We start from the raw sequence: 20,459 nt of genomic DNA, 5'->3' as shown, positions 1-20,459 counted from the left end.
CCCAGGGTCCGGCCACCAGCCCGCTCGATGGCACAAAAAATGGACATGTCCCCCGGCCAGGGAGGGCATGTCCCGGAAAGGAATGGGCATGTCCGACCGGGTCGGTCTCGAGCTCCTGAACCCGTGAGCACGTCCTTTGGGTTGGCCCGGTACGCACCGAAAAGAATGAGCATGTCCCCCGGATGGCCAAGGCAGCCCAGGGTCGCACGGGACATGCTCTCTCCACACTCCGAAGCCTGGACATATCCCCCATATGCCCACTCCTTGCCGCGAAAAATGAGCATGTCCCGCGGAACGAATGAGCATGTCCCAGGGACCGGCCACCAGCCCACTCGATGGCACAAAAAATGGACATGTCCCCCAGCCAGGGAGGGCATGTCCATTTTTTGTGCCGGTCTCTTGCGCTCGGGTCCCTTGTGCGCGAACCGCAGCCCGAGTGGAAGAGCACTACCCGAGTGGAAGGGCCCTAGTGGAAAAAGTGGCGTGCCCCCGTGAAGTACATGGTGATGCCGGCGGCGTTGGCTGCGGCGATGACTTCCTCGTCCCGGACGGAGCCGCCGGGCTGGACGACGGCGCGCACGCCGGCGTCGACCAGGATCTGCAGTCCGTCGGCGAACGGGAAGAACGCGTCCGAGGCCGCTACAGCGCCCCGGGCACGCTCCGGCGAAGCGGCGGCGTCGGCATTCGAGGCCCCGCCAGCACCCTCGACATCGGACTCCACGGTGACGCCGAGGGTGTTGGCGCGCTCGACCGCGAGCTTGCAGGAATCGAGCCGGTTGACCTGGCCCATGCCGATGCCGACGGCGGCACCGTTGTCCGCGAGCAGGATGGCGTTGGACTTCGCCGCGCGGCACGCGGTCCAGGCGAACGCGAGGTCGGCCAGGGTGGCGGCGTCGGCGGCGTCGCCCGCGGCCAGGGTCCAGTTCGCGGGGGTGTCGCCGTCGGCGTCGACCTTGTCCGTGGCCTGCACCAGCATGCCGCCGGAGACCTGGCGGAACTCGGTCGGGTAGCGGCCGTATCCGTCCGGGAGGGCCAGGAGGCGGATGTTCTTCTTCTTGGACAGGATCTCCACTGCCTCGTCGTCGAAGCCCGGCGCGATGACGACCTCGGTGAAGATGCCGGCGACGGTGCGTGCCATCCCGGCGGTGACCGTGCGGTTCGCGGCGATGACGCCGCCGAACGCGGACACGGGATCGCAGGCGTGGGCCTTGGCGTGGGCGTCGGCGATCGGGTCGGCCGCCGACGCGGACCCCACGGCCACGCCGCACGGGTTGGCGTGCTTGATGATGGCGACGGCGGGTTCGGCGAAGTCGAAGGCGGCGCGCAGGGCGGCGTCGGCGTCGACGAAGTTGTTGTAGCTCATGGCCTTGCCGTGCAGCTGGTCGGCCTGGGCGATGCCGGCCGGGGCGGCCTTGTCCACATACAGTGCGGCCTGCTGGTGCGGGTTTTCGCCGTAGCGGAGCACCTCGGAGCGTTCCAGGGCCAGGCCGGCGTAGGCGGGCCAGTCGATCACGCCGTCGCCGTCCTCGTCACGGAACTGGCTGGCGGTCCAGGTGGCCACGGCGGTGTCGTAGGCCGCGGTGTGCGCGAACGCCTTGGCGGCGAGCCGGCGGCGGGTCTTCAGGTCAAAACCGCCCGAGGCGGCGGCCTCCACCACGGCACCGTAGGACGCCGGGTCCACCACGATCGCGACGGCGGCGTGGTTCTTCGCGGCGGAGCGCACCATCGCGGGGCCCCCGATGTCGATCTGTTCGACGACGTCGTCCGGCGCTGCACCGGACTTCACGGTCTCCACGAAGGGGTAGAGGTTGACGACGACGAGGTCGAACGGCTCGATCTCCATGTCCGCCAGGGTCTGCATGTGGGCCGGGACGCGGCGGTCCGCGAGGATGCCGCCGTGCACGCGCGGGTGCAGGGTCTTGACGCGGCCGTCCAGCATTTCCGGGGAGCCGGTGACTTCCTCGACTTCCTGCACGGGGATGCCCGCGGCGGCGATCTTCTTGGCCGTGGAGCCGGTGGAGACGATCTTGACGCCGGCGGCGTGCAGGCCTTGAGCGAGCTCCTCCAGACCGGTCTTGTCGTAGACCGAAATCAGTGCCCGGTGGATGGGAACTCGGTCGATGGATACACGGTCAAGCTGCGTGAAGCTCACAAAAGTCTCCGTCTTATATCGCGGCGGGGCCGCGGGTGGTGGGGATGCGGCCAGTTTATCGCGTCCCGCCGCCGGGCCCTCCCGCGCGCCGGAGTGTGAAGCACGCGCAGGCCGCGGCCCGGCCACGTAGAGTTTTCACAGGAGGCCAAGATGAACACGTACACCACTGTGCCCAGCGGCGAACAGGTGGTCCAGGAACTGCCGTGGCGGTGGAAGGTCCAGGGCCGGATCTTCCTGATCGGCGGACTGGGCTTCATGTTCGATGCCTGGGACGTCACCCTCAACGGCATCCTCATTCCGTTGCTGTCCAAGCACTGGTCGCTGAGCCCGGGCGATGCCGCCTGGATCGGCACGGCGAACCTCATTGGCATGGCCCTGGGCGCGTTCGTCTGGGGCACCATCGCGGACACCATCGGCCGCAAGAAGGCCTTCACCGCGACCCTGCTGATTTTCTCCATCTTCACCGTGCTCGGCGCCTTCTCCCCCGACTTCATGTGGTTTGTCGTGTACCGGTTCCTGGCCGGGTTCGGCCTGGGCGGCTGCATCCCGGTGGACTATGCGCTGGTGGGCGAGTTCACCCCGCGCAAACAGCGCGGCCGGGTGCTCACCGCGATGGACGGCTGGTGGCCGATCGGCGCGGCCCTCTGCGGTTTTGTCTCCGCCGGGCTGGTCGCGGCCTTCGCGGACTGGCGGCTGACCATGCTGGTCATGGTGCTCCCGGCGCTGCTGGTGTTCTGGATCCGCCGCAGCGTGCCGGAATCCCCGCTGTTCCTGATCCGCAAGGGCCGCCGCGACGAGGCCGCCAAGGTGATCGACGCCCTGGTCCAGGCCACTGGCGCCGAGGCCCGCGTCTACAGCCTGCCCGCACCGCAGGATGCACCACGCCTCTCGGCGGGGAGTGCGTGGACGCAGTTGCGCGCCCTCTGGCAGTTCAACTGGAAGATCACGACGGCGGCATGGGCCCTGTTCTTCAGCATCCTGCTCGTCTATTACCTGTCGCTGACGTGGATGCCGCGGATCCTGATCGGCGCCGGCTTCGAGGAGTACAAGGCCTTCCTGACCACGGCGTCGATGGCCGCCGTCGGACTACTGGGCGTGGTGGTGGCCGCCCTGCTGGTGGAGCGGGTGGGCCGCAAGTGGATCCTGGCGATCACCGGACCGCTGTCCGCGCTGACGCTCGTGATCGTGGCGATCGTGGTGGACATCCCCACCGCCGCCGTCTTCTGGCTCCTGGTGTTCGGCTTCGTGGTGCAGGTGGCCATCCCGGTGCTCTACACCTACGTCTCCGAGCTCTACCCCACGGAACTGCGCGGCTCCGGCTTCGGCTGGGCCTCGACGTTCTCCCGGCTCGGCGCCGGGTTCGGTCCGCTGATCTTCGCGGCCTTCCTGTGGCCGGAACTGGGGCTCGCGACGTCGTTCGCCCTGGCCGGCGGCCTCGTGCTGCTCTCCGTGCTGTGGATGGCGTTCTTCGCCCCCGAGACGAAGCAGCGCCGGCTCGAGTAACGCGCCCACCCCGCCCAACTGACTCGCAGCAGGGGCCGTTCTGAGCGCTCAAAACGGCCCCTGCTGCGAGCTAGTTGGGCGGCCAACCACGGCTGGCGAGAACGGCGCGGACCTTTGTCACGGCGGCGCGCGCGTCGTTCTGCATGTGCCTTTTTGAGAGCCTGACCAGGGTCCAGCCCGCGCCGCTGTAGTCCTCTTCCCTGGCGATGTCGCGGATGACCTGGGCCGCGTCGGAGTGCACGGCCCCCTCATACTCCACAGCAACCCGGTGTTCCGGATAGGCAAGATCAGGTTGGCGCACGACGCCGGAGCGCAGGACCGTGCGCACGTTCAGTTCCGGTTCCGGTAGTCCTGAGCGGCAGAGGGCAAGCCGGAGTCTCGTCTCGGGGGCCGAATCCGCACCGATTCGGGCCTGCTCCAAGGCGAGCCGCGCCTTGCGGATACCGGGTGTTCCCTTGTGGCGGTCCAGCATCTCGGCCAGTTCCCCGGGACGGGCATAGGGCATGGTCCGGCTTTCAAACTCGGGCCGGGGATGGCGCAGCAGGTGGTCCGCCACCACGGTCAGTTCGTCAATGCTCATCTTCCGGGCGCAGTCCAACCACGTCCTGGTCCGTGAGGTTACCAACACGCCGTCGATCGTGGTGATTTCGTCGGCGAAGAATTGCCCGACATGGCCAATCACGCCCCTGCGCCGCGGTATCGCCATGGAGTCCGGACGAGATATGTGGATGCCGGGGGCACCAGAGCCCGGGAGAAAGCCCGGGAAGTCCCAGATCAGGAAGGCGGTCGCGTGGGAGGCTGCAGAGAATTGCGTGACAAGAGTTAGGGGCCGGGCATTCAGCTTCACGTCAGTGGAGTGTTCTGCAGGCAGCCGGATCCCGCGGCTCGGAACCCGCAGTGAGGGATGCCTGAGCCGGCGACGGCTGACCCCGGCGTCGGCTGCCTCCCGGAATGTAAACGGCGCCGAACCGAGCGGCGCTGGGAGCGGCTCGGGTCTCTTCATCGACCCATAGTCGCAAAGTCGCGGACCGCCAAGGAGAGTTATCCACAAGCCGCGGCCCGTCTACCCAACTGGCCAGCAGCAGGGGCCGTTTTGAGCGCCCAAAACGGCCCCTACTGCGAGCTAGTTGGGTCAAGCGGGGAAATCAGGCAGCGCGGGAATCAGGCAGGGCGGAAATCAGGCGGGGGTGTGGGCCGCGGCGAGGGAAGCCAGTGTGGAGACCAGGAGCCGGCGTTCCACCACCTTGATGCGCTCGTGCAGGGATTCCTCGCTCTCGCCGTCCCCGACCGCCACGGCTTCCTGCGCGATGATGGGGCCCGTGTCCACCCCGGCGTCGGCCCAGTGCACCGTGCAGCCGGTGACCTTCACGCCGTAGGCCAGCGCGTCGCGGACACCGTGGGCGCCGGGGAAGGACGGCAGCAGCGCCGGGTGGGTGTTGAGGTATTTGCCGTCAAACGCGTCGATGAAGTCGGCGCTGACAATCCGCATGAAGCCCGAGGACACCACCACATCCGGGGCGAAGCCGGCGACGGCTTCGGTCAGGGCCGCGTTCCAGGCCGCCCTGTCCGGGTAGGCCTTGAAGTCCACCACAAACGTGGGAATCCCGGCGGCGGCGGAGCGTTCCACCCCGAAGGTCCCCGGCCGGTCGGCGCCGACGGCGGCGATCTCGACGTCGAGCGCGCCGGACTTCACGGCATCGATTACTGCCTGGAGGTTGGAGCCGGTGCCGGAAACGAGGACAACTATGCGCATGGTCCTAGCTTATGGGGCCGCTCGCGTAGGCTGGAAAACATGAATCCCCCCACGGAATCCGGCAGCGGCCAGTCGGACCGGCAACCGGCCGGCCAGGCAGCACAAGATTCCGCACGGCTGACGCACACCCTGTTCCGGCTGTTCGTCATCGCGGTCCTGGGCTCGTTCTTCGTCTTCCAGCTCGACGTGGGTTATGTGTGGCTGACGGCGCTGCTCACGGTGGCGGGGATTGTGCTGGGCATCGTGGTCCTGGTCCGGGCGGTGAAATACAAGGAATCGCGGCTGGTTCTGTACGGCGCGATATCCGGGCTGGTGGTTTCGGCGGTCATGCTGCTGGTGGTCCTGGCCTCGACGCTGTTCTTCAACCAGATCCGCGATTACCAGCAGTGCGTCCGCTACGCCCTGACGCAGCAGGCAACCTCGGAATGCAGGACGCAGCTGGAGAAGTCCCTGCCGAGCCAGCTGCCCACGCAGCTGCGCTAACAGCTGCACCGACGCCGCTGCCCTAGCGGCTGCTGACCGTCTCCAGGTCTGCCTCGCGCAGCTTCTGCTGGCGTTCCAGCCACGGTCCGGCCGCGTAGCCGATCACGACGCCGATCCCGACCTCCGCGGCCACGAACAGTGCCGTGCGCAGCGGGTCGGGCCCGATCTCCGTCAGCCGACCGATGCCGGCCGAACCGCGGGCCAGCCAGGCGAGCCCCGCCGCGAGCAGCCCGCCGACGGAGCCGATCACCGCGCCCAGCACCAGGGTGGAGGCGGCGGCGGTAAACCAGCGGGCCCGGATCTTGATGGACAGCCATTCGTCGAAGTGGTTTTCGCCTTCGCGCAGGAACCACCAGCCGGCCAGCGCCCCGGCCAGCGCAGGCACCACCAGGGCCACGAAGCCGAAGTCAAGGGAACCGGCAGGCAGGGCGGCGAACACCGGAACGGACGGCAGCGGCCCGACGGCGGTCCCGAGCGATCCGGCCAGCGACCCGACGCCCAGGGCGAACCCCGCGCCGGAGATCCAGGCCAGGGCAAAGACGACGAGGTTGGGCAGGAAGCCGAGCTGCACGATGGTGAGGACACCGCCGCCCATGGCACCGGCGTCGAGCCCTTCATAAACGGCGACCACAAGGTTCCAGTGGATGAAGAGGTCGACGGCAAGCAGCGCGGCGGACATCGCCAGGCTCGCCATCAGCGCCACCGAGCCTGCCTTGATGGCCGAACCCAGGTAGGACCCGGCCCAACGCGAGTGCTGGCTGGTACGGGAGAGCCAGGCCACGGCGTCGACGCCGATCAGCCGGCTCCACGACCCGGCCTCGCGGCGCGCGCCCACCACCATGCCGAGCCCGAACGGGACGAGGGGAATGAACGCGGCGGCCCACAGGCTGATGCCGACGTCGGCCGTGCGGCAGACGAAGCCCGTTGCAATCCCGAATCCGGCATACGCCAGCCAGGAGCCGAGCAGGGCCTGCCAGAGCTGGTCCGTATATGAGGCGCGGGCAAGGCGCCGACCGGCGCGCCAGGCGAGCAGGAACGGGATGAGGGCCAGGCCCAGCGGGATGAGCGAGAGCGTCCCGGATTCCGGCTGCGCGGCGGACCCGGCACCGGCGGTGTCCAGCAGCAGGGGCACGCCGTGGATCAGCAGCCAGGCCTGGCCGGCCAGGCGTGCCAGGACATCGAATCCGTCATGCTGGAATCCGGCCGTGGCCCAGACAATGACGATCGGGGCCACCACCACGAGGGCGGAAATGACGGCGGCCTGGGCGGACTCGAGGGCACCCTGCAGCCACAGGGGCATGGGAAGGCCACGTTGTCCGGTCTGATCAGCGCGCAGTTTCATCGAGATCCATGGTGCCACGGGCCCGGCACCCGGCCGGTTTCCGACAGGCACATTGGCCGGATCCGCCGGATTTGCCGTCGGGGGCCCCCGGCGCTTTTTGCGCACCCCGGTCGTAAAATTGTAAATGTCCGCAATCAGTGGTTGGAGGCAGATAATGACTACCGCATCTCCTCATGCGCACGGCGTTCATTTTGGTCGGACAGATGTACAGAACGTCGGCATGGGTGCAGGTATCGTCCTGATCGTCGTGGGCATCCTGGGGTTCATCCCCGGCATCACTACGAATTACAGCGAACTTAGGTTCTTCGGGCCCGATTCCAAGGCCCTGTTCCTGGGCCTGTTCCAGGTGTCGATGTTGCTGAACATCGTTCAGCTCGCGATCGGCGCCACCGGCCTGACCATGTCCCGGACTGCCATGGGCGCCCGGAATTTCCTCATGGGCTCCGGTCTGCTGTACATCGTCCTTAGCATTTACGGTTTCATCGTCGGCGTGGATTCGGCGGCCAACTTCCTGTCGCTGAACACCATGGACAATTGGGCCTTCATGGTGATGGGCGTAGTAATGGCCGGCGCAGGCTGGCTGATGACAAGGCACCTGGAAGAAGACGTAAAGACCCGGTCATCAACCCCCGGGACATAGGGAGCCGCGAATGAGTAACGTTTCATAGTATTCAGAAAATTCGTACTACCTGCTGGTGCAGCGGTTTAGCGGAAACGCGGCGGCTGCACCAGCTTTCTGTGTGGCGTCTGGGGCCGCCCGACGGCGGAACCTCCCGGCACGGCGGAAGGCCGGGACTTTGTGAGTCCCGGCCTTCCGTGATGCCCTGCCGCTGCCGTTGCCGCCGGTGATGATGCGGGTGCCGCGGCGGCTCGTTAGGTTGCGTGTTCCTGAACGCGGGGCGGAACAGTGTCCCACTCCGTTTCGGTGGCACGCATCCAGGGAAAGGGCAGCAGTTCCTTGATCCGGACCTTGCCCACCTCGCCCCCGGCATCGACCAGTACAGACGTCTCGGTTCCGTAAGAACGCAGCAACTCCCGGCAGACGCCGCACGGGTTGGTGACCTGGGGGTGTCCCTGCCCGTCCATGCTGACGGCTACCACGGAGTGGATTGCTGGCTCCTGGGCCATGCGGGCATTGGCGAGGGCGCTGGATTCGGCGCACACATTGATGCGTTTGGCGCCAATGTGCAGTCCGAGATAGATGGCCCCCGACTCACCGCGCATGGCGGCCGCCACCCGGTGGTTCTCGCTGTGGTGGGCGGTGAGCAACAGCGCGCGCGCTGCCTCGTAAAGCTCCACGTCGGAGGCGTCGACATCAAAGGAGATCACGTTTGCCTGCAAACCGTTTGTGTCCGGGCGACTGACGTCCATGAGGGTTCCCACTTTCCGTTCCTGCTTACCGCTGTTCTTGCGTGCCTGTGTTCTGGCCTGGCTGTCTTCGTAACCGGCCGTGGTCGTAGCCGGCTGCGTTCGTGGCCGGCTGGGTGCTCTACCGGCCGATGAAGATGCCGTTCTTCTTCCGGGCGAGCAGGTAGAAGACGATGCTGAGCGCCGACAGGACAGCCACGTATACGGGGAAGATCCAGGAGGCGTTCATGGACTGGAGCCAGACCAGGAGGTAGGAGGCCGTGCCACCGAAGAGGGCGACGCCCAGGCCGTAGCCGAGCGCGGTGCCGGCACCGCGGCAACCCTTCGGCATCAGGGAGCTGGTGACCACGTTGTACAGGGTCATGTTCAGGACCAGCACAACCGAGCCGCCGAGGAGGACGGCCGCGAAGCCGGCGATGCCGGGCTTGACGTACATCAGCATCAGGAACACGGACGGAATGGCCAGCGCACGGGTGATCAGGAACCACTTGGACATTGACTTGCCGTCAGCGACCTTGCTGATGATGAGGCTGCCGACAACCAGCACGACGCCGAGGATGGTGGTGAGCGCGAAGACGGCGGTTGCGTCCTCCTTGAAGCCGGTGCGGGCCGCCGTGGGAAGGCCGGTGTTCCAGGCGTAGTTGTAGGCTTGCGCCGCGCCGACGACGAAGGTGATGGCCAGGACGCTGAGCCAGTGCTTGCGCACTCCACCCCAGACGGTCTTGGCGGAGTTGTTCGCCAGCTCTTCCGGCTTCATGGTTTCCGGAAGCGTCCGGCGAAGGTAGACAACGACGAAGCCGAAGGCTGCGCCGACGATGAACGGCACACGCCATCCCCAGTCGGCCATGACGGCCCCACCGAGCATCAGGGACGAGAGGTAGCTGACCAGCGAGGCGAGCAGGATGCCTGCGTTGACGTAGAAGGAGATGATGCCGGCGACAAAGCCCTCGCGTCCCTCGGGGACGAGTTCGACGGCGTGGGCGGTGGACAGCGGAGCTTCGACACCGGTGGAGATGCCCTGAACGATGCGGCAGATCAGCAGGATGACGCCGGCCGCGGGGCCAATCTGGTCATAGGTCGGCGACACGGCAATGATCAGGGTGGTGATCGCCATCATCATGATGGACCAGAGCATTACCCGCCGTCGTCCGATCCTGTCGGCGAAGGTGCCGAGCAGGATGCCGCCCAGCGGACGGAACGCGAAGCCGACGGCAAAGACTGCCAGCGCGCTCAGCGTCGCGGCAACGGGGTCCTGCGACGGGAAGAACTTGGGTCCGATGAAGGCCGACAGCAGGCCGAAGACCATCCAGTCGTACCATTCCAGGGTGTTTCCAAGTCCAAGGCCGAGCAGTCCCCGGCGGACTTCCGGAGATAGCCGGGACTTGCGGCCGGTCTCCAGGTCAGTCTTGACGACAGTGTCAGTCATGATTCCTTTTTCCTTCCCCCGCACTTTCGGGGTGCGTGAGGGTACGGATTGCCGGCGGGCACCCCTGTTGGGGTCGCCGGCAATCGAAACTATCGTTTGGCTTGGTCCGCGGGGCGGGACCGGCTCACCACATGGGAGGCGAGTTAGCCCAGATAGCTACGCATGCCTCTTCGTAGCGCTTGAATGCAAACGGGCCATCCAGCTCGGCAACAAGGAACTGGTCCCTGGTGACCGGCCAACATCGTGCTCTGCGGATGGCTTGGCAGATGTCACGGCAGCTTTGCTTAAGGAAAGGAACGTGTTCGCGGGTCGGATGCACCTTCCGCCAGAAGGCTGTGCGCCCTAACCTGTTTGAAGCGTTCTTCCCAAAAGTGTTGCGGCTCACACAACTATATTGAAGATCTTCACAGAGTCAATGGTTTTCGGAGAAGTCCCGTCCGCCCGCAGCAGGCCGGGCCCGGGCCGGATTACAAAGCCCCACGTCAGGCGCAGATTCGGCCCGGAACCGCAAAAATATTCAGCAAAACCTTGATTCGCTAAAAGTTTTCACTATAGTTATGTGTGTTAGCTCACCAAGAGAGAGTCGGAGCATGACCAACGAAATCGTCACGGGACATTCCCCCGCCGGCACAAGCGTCCTTCTTGCCACCGTCGGCAACAAGGTCCGCAACATGCGCAAGGACAAAGGGATGACCCTCGCGAAGCTCTCGGAAGTCACTGGCCTCAGCCCGGCGATCGTCAGCCAGATCGAACGCGGCCTGGCCAATCCCTCTTTCACCACCTTGGCGCAGCTGGCACACGGCCTGGACATTCCGGTGGGGAAGTTCTTCCTCGGACAGGAGGAAACCAGGTCCCCCGTGGTCCGCAAGGCCGAGCGGCGGAACCTCAAGGGCGTCACCAAGAAGTCCGTAGGTGAAGCAGTCTATGAACTGCTCACCCCGGACCTCAACGGTGCGCTGGAGGCCCAATGGATCGTGAGTCCGCCAGGCCACGACACCAGCGCCACTCCTTTCCGGCACAGCGGCGAGGAATTCGGCATCGTGCTCTCCGGCCGGAAGGACATCTTCCTGGACGGCGAGAAGTACACCCTGGAAGAAGGCGATTCGATCACCTTCTCCTCGGATACGCCCCACTGGTACAAGAACAGCTACGAAGAGGTCTGCGTAGCAATCTGGGTTAACGCACCTCACGCGTGGTGATCCGCCGGCCCTAGCCGCCGTCACCTTTCTCCGGTCCGGACGCCTCTTCTATACCGCGGTGTCCGCCGGAACCCCTCCAACAGCCTGCACCACGGCCCCGCAACGGGCCGCGATGCGTCATACCCTCTCCCGGGTCGATTTCGCGGTCAGCGTTGCCGCGTTACTGCCGGGCACCGTCTTCTACGTCACCGTCTTCTACGTCACCGGCACCGTTCCAACGGCACCCGTTCCCACGGCACGCCTCTAACGGCACTTCGGCCGAAACAGTAAGGATCCCCCATGAACCCGTCCACAGCCATGTCGTCGCTGGAACTCAGCACCACCACGGCGGACCTCACCGCCCCTGTCATCTCCCGCTCCGACGTCCTCGTCGTCGGCGGTGGCCCCGCAGGCGTGGCCGCAGCCGTCACCGCGGCCCGCTCGGGCGCCTCTGTCACGCTGCTGGAACGCTATTCCTCCCTGGGTGGCCTCGCCTCCGGCGGCATGGTCCTGGTGCTCGATGACATGATCAACGGCCAGGAAATCACGGTCACCGGCATCGTCTCCGAGTACGTCCAGCGGCTGCAGAAGCTGGGCCTGGCGATCGTCCCGCCGGCCGATGACCGCAAGACCTCCGAGGAACTGTGGAACAAGTGGGGCCGCTACGGCACCTTCGACTTCCACTCCCACACCACCCCCAAGCCGGTCTGCTACGCCGCAGCCTTCGACCCGGACGGCTGGAAGCGTGTCTCCAACGACCTCGTCCGCGAGGCCGGCGTCAACCTGCGCCTGCACTCCTGGTTCTCCCGCCCCATCGTGGACAACGGCGTCATGAAGGGCGTGATCTGCGAGACCAAGTCCGGCCCGCAGGCCTTCATGGCCGACATCGTCATCGATACCACCGGCGACATCGACGTCGCCTCCCGGGCCGGCGCCAGCTACGTCAAGGACAGCTACCTCACCACGCTCGTCTTCCGCCTGGGCAACGTCGACACCAACGCCGCGGAGGCCTTCGAACAGGCCAACCCGAAGGAAGCCCGCGCCATCAACCGCAAGATCAAGCGCCTCCTCGGCGGCGCCTGGGAACTGTGGTGGCTCAAGACCCCCATCGACGGCGTCGTCTGGTGCAACGCACCCCACATGACCGGCTTCGACGGCGTCGACCCGGCGGACATGACGGCCGCCGAGTTCGCCGCACGGGACCGCATCACCGAGGCCGTGGACTACGTCCGCGCCAACCTGCCCGGCTTCGAGAACTGCTACATGCTCGACGTCGCGTCCCAGATGGGCGTGCGCCAGACCCGCCTGCTCGAAGGCGAGTACGTCATGACCAAGGAAGATGTCACCTCCCGCCGCCACTTCGCCGACACCGTGGCCCGCGGCCGCGACTACTACTACCCGTTCCGCTCGCTGCTGCCCAAGGAAGTGGACCAGCTGCTCGTCGCCGGCCGGCACTACTCCGCCACCCCCGAGGCCCAGAAGATGTCCCGCGAGATCCCGCCCTGCATGGCCATGGGCCAGGCAGTCGGCGTCGCCGCCGCGCTGGCGATCCAGAACGGCACCCTCGTCCGCGACGTCTCCGCCCTGGACATCCAGCAGGGCATGCGCCGGCACGGCGCCGACCCGGGCGACGTCCCGTCGTCGAACGCCACCCTTGACGTGGACGCGGTGGTGGGGGCATGAGCACCGTCATCGACGACCTGCTGTCAGGCACGACGGCGGCAACCGCCGCCGCTGAGGCCGGCACCCCGCTCCCCCTGGACGGAATCAAGATCGTGGACTTCACCCAGGTGTTCATGGGCCCGTCCTGCACCCAGCTGCTGGGCGACTACGGCGCGGACATCATCAAGGTGGAACGCCCCGGCGCCGGAGACATCTCCCGCAACTCGTTCCCGGACAAGGACGGCCAGGACAACCCGATCTTCCTGTCCATCAACCGGAACAAGCGCAGCATCTCCGTGGACACCCGCACCGATGAGGGCAAAGCCGTCCTCCGCCGGCTGCTCGCCGACGCCGACGTCGTGGTCAGCAACTTCCGCTCCGGCGTCATGGAGCGGATGGGCTTCGGCTACGAGGACCTCAAGGAGCAGAACCCGGGCATCATCTGGGCCTCCGGCACCGGCTTCGGCCCCGAGGGCCCCTACTCGCACAAGGGCGGCCAGGACGCGATCGCCCAGGCCTACTCCGGCGTCATGTGGCGGCGCGAGTCCGATGACATGAAACCGGCCATCTACCCCACCACGCTGTGCGACTACATCACGGGCATGCACCTCATGCAGGGCATCCTGCTGGCACTGCGCACCCGCGAGTCCGCCGGCGTCGGGCAGAAGGTGGAGGTGACCATGTACGACTCCATGCTGCACCTGCAGATGCAGGAGGCCTGCATGCAGCTCAACCGCGGCTACGAGGTCAACTGGGGCGCCATGCCGCTCAGCGGCGTCTTTGAAACCACCGACGGCGCCGTCTGCATGGTGGGCGGCTTCACCCCGGACCCGCTGCTGCGCATTTCCGAGGCCCTGGGCCTGGACGAGGACCTCACGCTGCGGCCCGAGTTCGCCAACCTCGAACAGCAGTTCAAGCACAAGCCGGCACTGCAGGCGATCTTCCGCGAGCGCATAGCCACCAACACCACCGAATACTGGACCACCCGGCTCGAAGGCCAGGGGCTGCTCAACGCCCCGGTCCACACCCTGGAACAGACCCTGGCCGATGCGCAGACACACGCCAACAACATGATCGTCGAGGCCGAACACCCCGGCGTCGGCACCGTGAAGATGCTCAACGCACCCATCCGGCTCTCCGCCACCCCGCCCACCATCCGCCGGGTGGCCCCGCGCCTCGGCGAACACAACGTCGAGGTGCTGCTGGAGAACGGGTTCGACGCCGAGACCATCGAGCGCCTGCAGCAGCTGGGGGTCCTTCGGTGACCGCCGTTTCAGAAGCCGGGACGACCGCCTCGGTTCCCGCCGCCGTTGACCAGGTCACCCTGACCATCGAGAACCACGTCGCCACCGTGGTCATCGACCGCCAGCACGTGCTCAACGCCGTCGACGGCGGCGCGCAGGCCCGGCTCAACGAGATCTGGGACCAGCTCGAAGCCGATCCGGACGTCCGCGCCGTGGTCATCACCGGTGCCGGGACCCGGGCCTTCTGCGTCGGCGCGGACATGTCCGCCTCCGCCGTGGACAAGACCGGGCTCGAATACTGGGCGGGTCTGGACCCGAACGGGTTCGGCGGGCTCAGCCTGCGCACCACGCTGGACATCCCGGTGATCGCCCGGGTCAACGGTTATGCGCTCGGCGGCGGCATGGAGATCGTGCTCGGCGCGGACATCGTAATCGCCGCGGACACGGCCCGCTTCGGGCTGACGGAACCGCGCGTCGGGCGTCTGGCGCTCGACGGCGGCATCCACCAGCTGGTGCGCCGGATCTCATACACCCAGGCAATGGGCATGCTCCTGACCGGGCGGAAGGCCGAGGCCACCGAGATGCAGTCCATGGGCCTGGTCAATGAGGTGGTCCCCGCGGACCAGCTCGACGCCGCGGTACAGCGCTGGGTGGACCAGATCCTCGCCTGCGCCCCCACCTCGGTCCGGGCGGTCAAGCAGATGGTCACGCAGACCGCGCACCTGACCGCCGCCGAGGCCCGCGGCCTCCGGCTCCCCGCCCTCATGGCGGCGCTGGACAGCGAAGACTCCGCCGAGGGCGTCCGCGCCTTCCAGGAGAAGCGCGCCCCGCACTGGTCGGGACGCTAGCCGTTCCACGGCCCGATATTTAGCCGCTCGAAGAACAACAAGAGCTTAGAAGGAGAAACCAATGCGGGAGTCACTGACACCCGGCGTGTGGGGCGTCGTCGCCACACCGTTCCAGGGCAGCACCCTGGATGTCGACACGGACAGCCTGGCCGGGCTCGTGAGCTACTACGAGTCGATCGGCGCCACGGGACTCACGGTCCTGGGCGTGTTCGGCGAGGCCGCGGCCCTGACGGCGGCCGAGCGCAGCCTGGTCCTGGAAGTGGTCATGGAGGAAACGCGCCTGCCCCTCGTGGTGGGAGTGACTTCCCTCTTCACCGGCACGGCCGTCGATGAAATCCGTTCCATCCAGGCCGCCACCGGGGACCGGCTGTCGGCCGTCATGGTCCAGGCCAACTCCGCCACCCCCGGGGTGGTCATCGCGCACCTGAACGCCATCCACCACTCCACCGGCGCCAACGTGGTGCTGCAGGACTACCCGCTGGCCAGCGGCATCCACATCAGCACCGAGGCGCTCATTTCGGTGGTGCAGGCCTGCGGCTTCGTCACCGCGGTCAAGGCCGAGGCCCCGCCCACGTCCGTGGCGATCGGGCACCTGACCGCAGCCCTCGACGTCTCGGTCTTCGGCGGCCTCGGCGGCCAGGGGCTGCTGGACGAGCTCATGGCCGGCGCCGCGGGGGCGATGACCGGTTTCTCCTACCCGGAAGCGCTCATCGCCTGCGTGCAGGCCTGGCAGAAAGACGGCTACGAGGCCGCCCGCGATGCCCTGCTGCCCTACCTGCCGCTGATCAACTTCGAGCAGCAGGCGAAAATCGCGCTGGCGATCCGCAAGGAATGCCTGCACCAGCGCGGACTCATTGCCGACGCCGGCGTCCGGGCACCGGCCGCGGCGTTCCCGGAGGTTCTCCGGACCGGGCTGCGCACGCACCTGGCCGAGGCCGCCGAGGCCCTCGGCCAGAACCCGGCCGCCGTGCTGACCACGGCGGGGAGGAACTGATGGATTTCGGAATCAGCGGAAAGACCGCCTTTGTGGCCGCCTCGACCGGCGGCCTGGGCCTCGCCATCGCCCGGGCCCTCGCCGCCGAAGGCGTCCGGGTGGCCATCACCGGCCGGCGCGAAGTCCGCGCCAAGGAGATCGTGGCCGAACTGACGGACGCCTACGGACCGGGCGCCGTCGCCATCGAAGCGGACCTCAGCACCGCCGAAGGCGTGGCCGCAGCCGTCGAACAGACAGTCGCGGAACTCGGGCCCATCGACATCCTGGTCCTCAACGGTCCCGGGCCGAAGCCCGGCGCGGCCGCCACGCTCGGCGCGGACGACATCGCCGCGGCGTTCGAACAACTCGTCAAACCGCACCACGCCCTGGTCTCGCACATCCTGCCGGGCATGCGGGAACGGCGCTGGGGCCGGATCCTGGCCGTCGGGTCGAGCGGCGTCGTGGCACCACTGCCGAACCTGGCCGTGTCCAACACCGGCCGCGCGGCGCTGGCCGGCTACCTCAAGACCCTCGCCGCCGAGGTCGCCCTGGACGCCGTCACGGTCAACATGCTCCTTCCCGGACGCATCGCCACGGACCGGGTCGCGGAACTCGACCAGGCCGCCGCCAAACGGCGCGGCACCACGCCCGAGGAAATCCAGCTCGAATCCCGCAAGACCATCCCCGCCCGCCGCTACGGCGAACCCGAGGAATTCGGCGCCGCCGCGGCGTTCCTCTGCAGCGCCCCGGCCTCCTACATCACCGGCGTGGCACTGCGCTGCGACGGCGGCCTGATCCGCGGGCTCTAGCCACAAGCGCTGAACGCTCAGCACACACCCTGCTCCGACTCTCACGAAGGAACACCATGACTTCCACCGACACAGACACCTCAACCGCAACAGCCCGGGACCTCCTCACCGCCCGGCACCTGATCAACGGCGAATGGCTCGGCGGGGCGGACACCGAGCGGATGAACCCGGCCCGCCCGGGCGAGCTCGCCGCCCTCTCCCCCAGCGGCACCGCAGCCGACGTCGACGCCGCCATCACAGCCGCCGCCGCCGCGCAGCCAGCCTGGGCAGCACTGCCCGCCCCGTCGCGCGGCGCGATCCTGATGGCCGCCGGCAACCTGCTCCTGGAGCGCCAGACCGCCATCGCCGAGGACCTCGTCCGTGAAGAGGGCAAGACCCTCGCCGAGGCCAAGGGCGAGGTCAAGCGCGCCTCCGACGTGCTGCGTTTCTTCGGTTCCCTCGGCTGGGCCGCCACCGGCGAGGTGCTGCCCAGCGGCCTGCCGGACACCACCATCACCACCCGCCGCGAGGCTCTCGGCGTCGTCGGGCTCATCACGCCGTGGAACTTCCCCATCGCCATCCCGGCCTGGAAGTCCGCCCCTGCATTGATCAGCGGCAACGCCGTGGTCATCAAGCCGGCCGAGCTCACCCCGCTCTCCGCCACGCACCTGGCCCGCGCCCTGCAGGACGCCGGGCTGCCCGCCGGCGTGTTCAACGTGGTCCACGGCAAGGGCCGCGTGGTGGGCGACGCCCTGGCCCGCGATCCCCGCATCGCCGGGTTGTCCTTCACCGGCTCCACCAACGTCGGGCTCGGGCTGCAGGAGATCCTCAACGCCCGCCGCGCCCGGGTCCAGCTGGAAATGGGCGGCAAGAACGGCGTGCTGGTCCTGGACGACGCCGATCCCCGCAAGGCTGCCCAGGTGGTGGCGGCCGGCGCGTTCGGCCTCACCGGCCAGGCCTGCACCGCCACGTCCCGCGTCTACGTGACGCCCGGCATCCGCGAGGAATTCCTGGCGGCCCTCACCGAGGAAGCCGCGCAGTACACCGCCGGCGACGGCCTCGAGGCCGCAAGGATGGGCGCCGTGGTGAGCAGCCAGCAGTTGGAACAGAACCAGGCCGCGGTGCGCACCGCCGTCGAACGCGGCGCCACGCTGCTGCACGGCGAGTACGACGGCGGCACGGACGCCGGGTTCCTCTTCCCGGCCGCCATCCTCACGGACCTGCCCTTCGACGACGCCGCCGTGACCGAAGAGATCTTCGGACCCGTCGTGGCCGTCCTCGAGGTCCCGGACTACGAGGCCGGGCTCGCCGCGATCAACGACTCCCGCTACGGCCTGACCGCCGGGATCTGCACCGACTCCCTGGCGTTCTCCACGGACTTCGCCGCCCGCGCCCAGGCCGGCGTCATCAAGGTCAACCGTCCGACGGCGGGCCTGGACCTGAACGTGCCGTTCGGCGGCGTCAAGGACTCCTCCACCAACACGTTCCGCGAGCAGGGGAAGTCCGCACTGGACTTCTTCACGTGGGGCAAGACCGTCTACACGGGAGTGTAGCCAGCCATGACGTACGTGATCGCCCAGCCCTGTGTGGACGTCAAGGACAAGGCCTGCATCGACGAATGCCCGGTGGACTGCATCTATGAGGGTGAACGCTCGCTCTACATCCACCCGTCCGAATGCGTGGACTGCGGCGCCTGCGATCCCGTCTGCCCGGTCGAGGCGATCTACTACTCGGACGATGTCCCGGACGAGTGGGCCGACTACGTGCGCGCCAACGTGGAGTTCTTCGAGGAGCTGGGGTCGCCGCAGGGCGCCTCAGCCCTCGGAAACCTGCACCGCGACCACCCGGTGGTGGCGCGTGCGCCTCTAGGCGCACGCGCCGTCGGCTGAGCCCGTGACTGAACTGGCTGATGACCGGGGACAACCGTTCCCTACCCCTCCCTTTTCTCCCGTTGGAACGCCCTCACTGCTTCGCTCACTGTTGGGTAGAAATGTTCGGGAGAGAAGCGGGCGCCCATGCCGTACTGCAACAATCTGTCTTTGACCGGGTCTTTGAGCTCGGCGAACACCAGGTCCACGCCGTGCCGGTCCAGCCATTCGTCAAGCTGCACCAACTCGTCCAGTGCAGTCGTGTCGATTCCCGTCACTGGTTCTGCCGCCAGCACCACGCGTTCTATGCCGTCCCCCGCCTGGTCCAGTTCGTTGCGCACGAAGGACCCCAACAAGGCGCCGTTGCCGAAGAACAGCGGTGCGTCGAAGCGCAGGATCAACAGGCCGGGGATGCGTTCCCCTTCCGGATGACGGCTCACGTCGTGGTACCCCGGAACCCCGGGCACGTCCACCAGTTCAGCACGGTAGGGGTCCCAGGCCTGCCGTAGGAAGTCCAGAATTGCCAAGCCGATGGCAACGGCGATGCCCGGGAGGACGCCCAGTATGGTCACCCCCAGGAAGGCCGCGAGCATCACCAACGATTCACTGCGGCTCATGCCGATGAGCCGTCGCACACCGGCCGGGTCGGCTATTGCGGCGGCTGCGGCGATGACAATGGCTGCAAGGGTTGTGGCCGGCAGGAACTCGGTGACGCCAGGCGCCACAAGCATGAAGCCGAGCACCAGGACGGCGCCTACGGCCCCCGTGAGCTGGGATTTCGCCCCGGACTCGACTGCCACCGGCGTGCGGGACGTGCTGGCCGACACCGGGAAGCCACCGAGCAGCCCGGTGGCAGCGTTCGCCGCGCCCAAGGCTGCCATTTCGTGGTTGCCGGATACCCTGCCGTCCTCTGCGGCCGCCAGGGATTGTGCCAGGGTACCGGTATCAACGAAGACGATGAGGGCGATCGCGGCGGCGGCGGGCAACAGTGTCAGGACGTCGGCCCAGCCAATTCCGCCCAGGGCCGGTGCAGGGAGCCCCTGCGGGAGGGCACCTGTGACCGTCAAACGCTCTTGGAGTCCCAGCACGGCCACGGCGATGCAGGACACAACCACCGCAATGAGCACGCCCGGAACCTTCCATTTCAGCCGGCGGGGAACCCAGATGAGCGCCAGCGAGACCAAGCCGAGCAGTAGCGCCGTCAAATTGGTCTCGCCGGCAAGCACCTTCGGCACGGCGGCGATGAGTTTTTCCCAGGGTGTACCGCCTTCCACGGAGATCCCCAGGAGGGTGGGAAGCTGGGACACGGCCACCAGCAAGGCGATGCCGTTGAGATAGCCGAGCCGGATGGGCTTCGACAGCAGTCCAGTGACGATTCCCAACCTCAGCACTGAGCCGAGCAGCAAGATGCCGCCAATCAGTATGGCGAGGAGACCGGCCAGGGCCACGGATTTCTGCTCGTTATCCGCGGCCAAGGGAATCAATGCTGCCACGATCATCGGAGCGAGTGCGGAATCCGGGCCCAGCACCAGCACACGCGATGGCCCGACTGCCGCGTAGACAAGCAGGGGCACTACCGTCGCGTACAGGCCGGTCACCGGTGGAAGGCCGGCGGCCTGGGCGTACGCCATGCCAGCTGGGACCAAGATCGCGAAGAGCGCGGCGCCCGCCACCAAGTCGTGGCGCAGCCACTCGATCCTGTAGCCACGCAGGGCCGGCGGGACCGCCCAGAATGCAGTCCTTCCGGATCGGCGCATCTTCTGATCATGTCCCATCACGCCCCTGCTCGCCATCCATCATCGGGCGACCCCAGCCTTGCGCAGATAACTGTGAGCTGCCGGTTTGACTCTGGTGAATACTGACCCGGATGG

Annotated in this window: 19 protein-coding genes; 12 read left to right on the top strand and 7 right to left on the bottom strand. The window is 67.4% G+C overall.

All coding sequences use genetic code 11. The features are described from left to right. Nucleotides 1-466: 466 nt before the first annotated feature. Entirely contained in the window at nt 467-2,152 is a 1,686-nt protein-coding gene (gene purH / locus AC1DKN_RS10350) for a bifunctional phosphoribosylaminoimidazolecarboxamide formyltransferase/IMP cyclohydrolase (RefSeq protein WP_476871214.1), read from the bottom strand. Between the two features lie 150 nt (nt 2,153-2,302). On the opposite strand from purH, the gene AC1DKN_RS10345 reads away from it, so the two are divergent. Further along, nucleotides 2,303-3,655: an MFS transporter gene (locus tag AC1DKN_RS10345; RefSeq protein ID WP_476871213.1), complete on the top strand. Its 1,353-nt coding sequence runs from the start codon at nt 2,303-2,305 to the stop codon at nt 3,653-3,655. A 70-nt stretch (nt 3,656-3,725) separates the two neighbouring features. Here AC1DKN_RS10345 and AC1DKN_RS10340 read toward each other — a convergent pair whose 3' ends face one another. Beyond that, entirely contained in the window at nt 3,726-4,361 is a 636-nt protein-coding gene (locus AC1DKN_RS10340; RefSeq protein WP_476871212.1) for an endonuclease domain-containing protein, read from the bottom strand. A 471-nt stretch (nt 4,362-4,832) separates the two neighbouring features. Then, nucleotides 4,833-5,408, bottom strand: coding sequence for a phosphoribosylglycinamide formyltransferase (gene purN, locus AC1DKN_RS10335; protein ID WP_476871211.1), 576 nt, complete (start codon nt 5,406-5,408; stop codon nt 4,833-4,835). A gap of 39 nt (nt 5,409-5,447) precedes the next feature. Here purN and AC1DKN_RS10330 point away from each other — a divergent pair, with 39 nt between their 5' ends. Next, nucleotides 5,448-5,891, top strand: a complete 444-nt coding sequence (locus AC1DKN_RS10330) for a hypothetical protein (protein WP_476859185.1) — start codon at nt 5,448-5,450, stop codon at nt 5,889-5,891. 22 nt (nt 5,892-5,913) lie between these two features. Here AC1DKN_RS10330 and AC1DKN_RS10325 read toward each other — a convergent pair whose 3' ends face one another. Continuing rightward, entirely contained in the window at nt 5,914-7,233 is a 1,320-nt protein-coding gene (locus tag AC1DKN_RS10325; protein WP_476871210.1) for a cell division protein PerM, read from the bottom strand. Between the two features lie 220 nt (nt 7,234-7,453). Between AC1DKN_RS10325 and AC1DKN_RS10320 the strand changes: the two genes are divergently transcribed. After that, nucleotides 7,454-7,873 carry a DUF4383 domain-containing protein gene (locus tag AC1DKN_RS10320; RefSeq protein ID WP_253906807.1) on the top strand — a complete coding sequence of 140 codons (420 nt, stop codon included), beginning with the start codon at nt 7,454-7,456 and terminating at the stop codon, nt 7,871-7,873. Nucleotides 7,874-8,106: 233 nt separating this feature from the next. On the opposite strand, the gene AC1DKN_RS10315 is transcribed toward AC1DKN_RS10320, so the two are convergent. Together AC1DKN_RS10315 and AC1DKN_RS10310 are read right to left on the bottom strand one after the other, a co-directional pair. Further along, a complete protein-coding gene (locus AC1DKN_RS10315; RefSeq protein WP_476871209.1) occupies nt 8,107-8,574 on the bottom strand; it encodes a cytidine/deoxycytidylate deaminase family protein in 468 nt (155 codons plus the stop codon). A gap of 148 nt (nt 8,575-8,722) precedes the next feature. After that, entirely contained in the window at nt 8,723-10,027 is a 1,305-nt protein-coding gene (locus AC1DKN_RS10310) for an MFS transporter (protein WP_476856620.1), read from the bottom strand. Nucleotides 10,028-10,617: 590 nt separating this feature from the next. Here AC1DKN_RS10310 and AC1DKN_RS10305 point away from each other — a divergent pair. From AC1DKN_RS10305 to fdxA, 9 genes are all read left to right on the top strand, one after another. Continuing rightward, nucleotides 10,618-11,226, top strand: a complete 609-nt coding sequence (locus AC1DKN_RS10305; protein ID WP_028277301.1) for a helix-turn-helix domain-containing protein — start codon at nt 10,618-10,620, stop codon at nt 11,224-11,226. A 112-nt stretch (nt 11,227-11,338) separates the two neighbouring features. Continuing rightward, nucleotides 11,339-11,473 carry a hypothetical protein gene (locus AC1DKN_RS10300; RefSeq protein ID WP_290370335.1) on the top strand — a complete coding sequence of 45 codons (135 nt, stop codon included), beginning with the start codon at nt 11,339-11,341 and terminating at the stop codon, nt 11,471-11,473. A gap of 32 nt (nt 11,474-11,505) precedes the next feature. Beyond that, the gene (locus AC1DKN_RS10295; RefSeq protein ID WP_476871208.1) at nt 11,506-12,888 is read left to right on the top strand and encodes an FAD-dependent oxidoreductase; all 1,383 of its coding nucleotides are present in this window, start codon (nt 11,506-11,508) and stop codon (nt 12,886-12,888) included. After that, nucleotides 12,885-14,132 (top strand): CaiB/BaiF CoA transferase family protein, encoded by a 1,248-nt coding sequence (locus tag AC1DKN_RS10290; protein WP_476871207.1) that lies wholly within the window; start codon nt 12,885-12,887, stop codon nt 14,130-14,132. The genes AC1DKN_RS10295 and AC1DKN_RS10290 overlap by 4 nt, the downstream gene beginning before the upstream one ends. Beyond that, nucleotides 14,129-14,959: an enoyl-CoA hydratase-related protein gene (locus tag AC1DKN_RS10285; protein ID WP_476871206.1), complete on the top strand. Its 831-nt coding sequence runs from the start codon at nt 14,129-14,131 to the stop codon at nt 14,957-14,959. The genes AC1DKN_RS10290 and AC1DKN_RS10285 overlap by 4 nt, the downstream gene beginning before the upstream one ends. Nucleotides 14,960-15,020: 61 nt before the next feature. Beyond that, entirely contained in the window at nt 15,021-15,953 is a 933-nt protein-coding gene (locus tag AC1DKN_RS10280) for a dihydrodipicolinate synthase family protein (protein ID WP_476871205.1), read from the top strand. Continuing rightward, complete coding sequence (locus tag AC1DKN_RS10275; RefSeq protein ID WP_223915886.1) at nt 15,953-16,741, top strand: SDR family oxidoreductase; 789 nt, start codon at nt 15,953-15,955, stop codon at nt 16,739-16,741. Before AC1DKN_RS10280 ends, AC1DKN_RS10275 begins: the two co-directional genes overlap by 1 nt. Nucleotides 16,742-16,797: 56 nt before the next feature. Beyond that, the gene (locus AC1DKN_RS10270) at nt 16,798-18,273 is read left to right on the top strand and encodes an aldehyde dehydrogenase family protein (RefSeq protein WP_476871204.1); all 1,476 of its coding nucleotides are present in this window, start codon (nt 16,798-16,800) and stop codon (nt 18,271-18,273) included. 6 nt (nt 18,274-18,279) lie between these two features. Beyond that, complete coding sequence (fdxA, locus tag AC1DKN_RS10265) at nt 18,280-18,609, top strand: ferredoxin (RefSeq protein ID WP_028277294.1); 330 nt, start codon at nt 18,280-18,282, stop codon at nt 18,607-18,609. Between the two features lie 41 nt (nt 18,610-18,650). On the opposite strand, the gene AC1DKN_RS10260 is transcribed toward fdxA, so the two are convergent. After that, complete coding sequence (locus tag AC1DKN_RS10260) at nt 18,651-20,345, bottom strand: SulP family inorganic anion transporter (RefSeq protein WP_476871203.1); 1,695 nt, start codon at nt 20,343-20,345, stop codon at nt 18,651-18,653. Between the last annotated feature and the right edge of the window lie 114 nt (nt 20,346-20,459).

Source organism: Arthrobacter sp. 01N444, assembly GCF_056399305.1.
The sequence above is the reverse complement of the archived record's forward strand: the minus strand, read 5'-3'. Positions and strand labels throughout refer to the sequence as shown.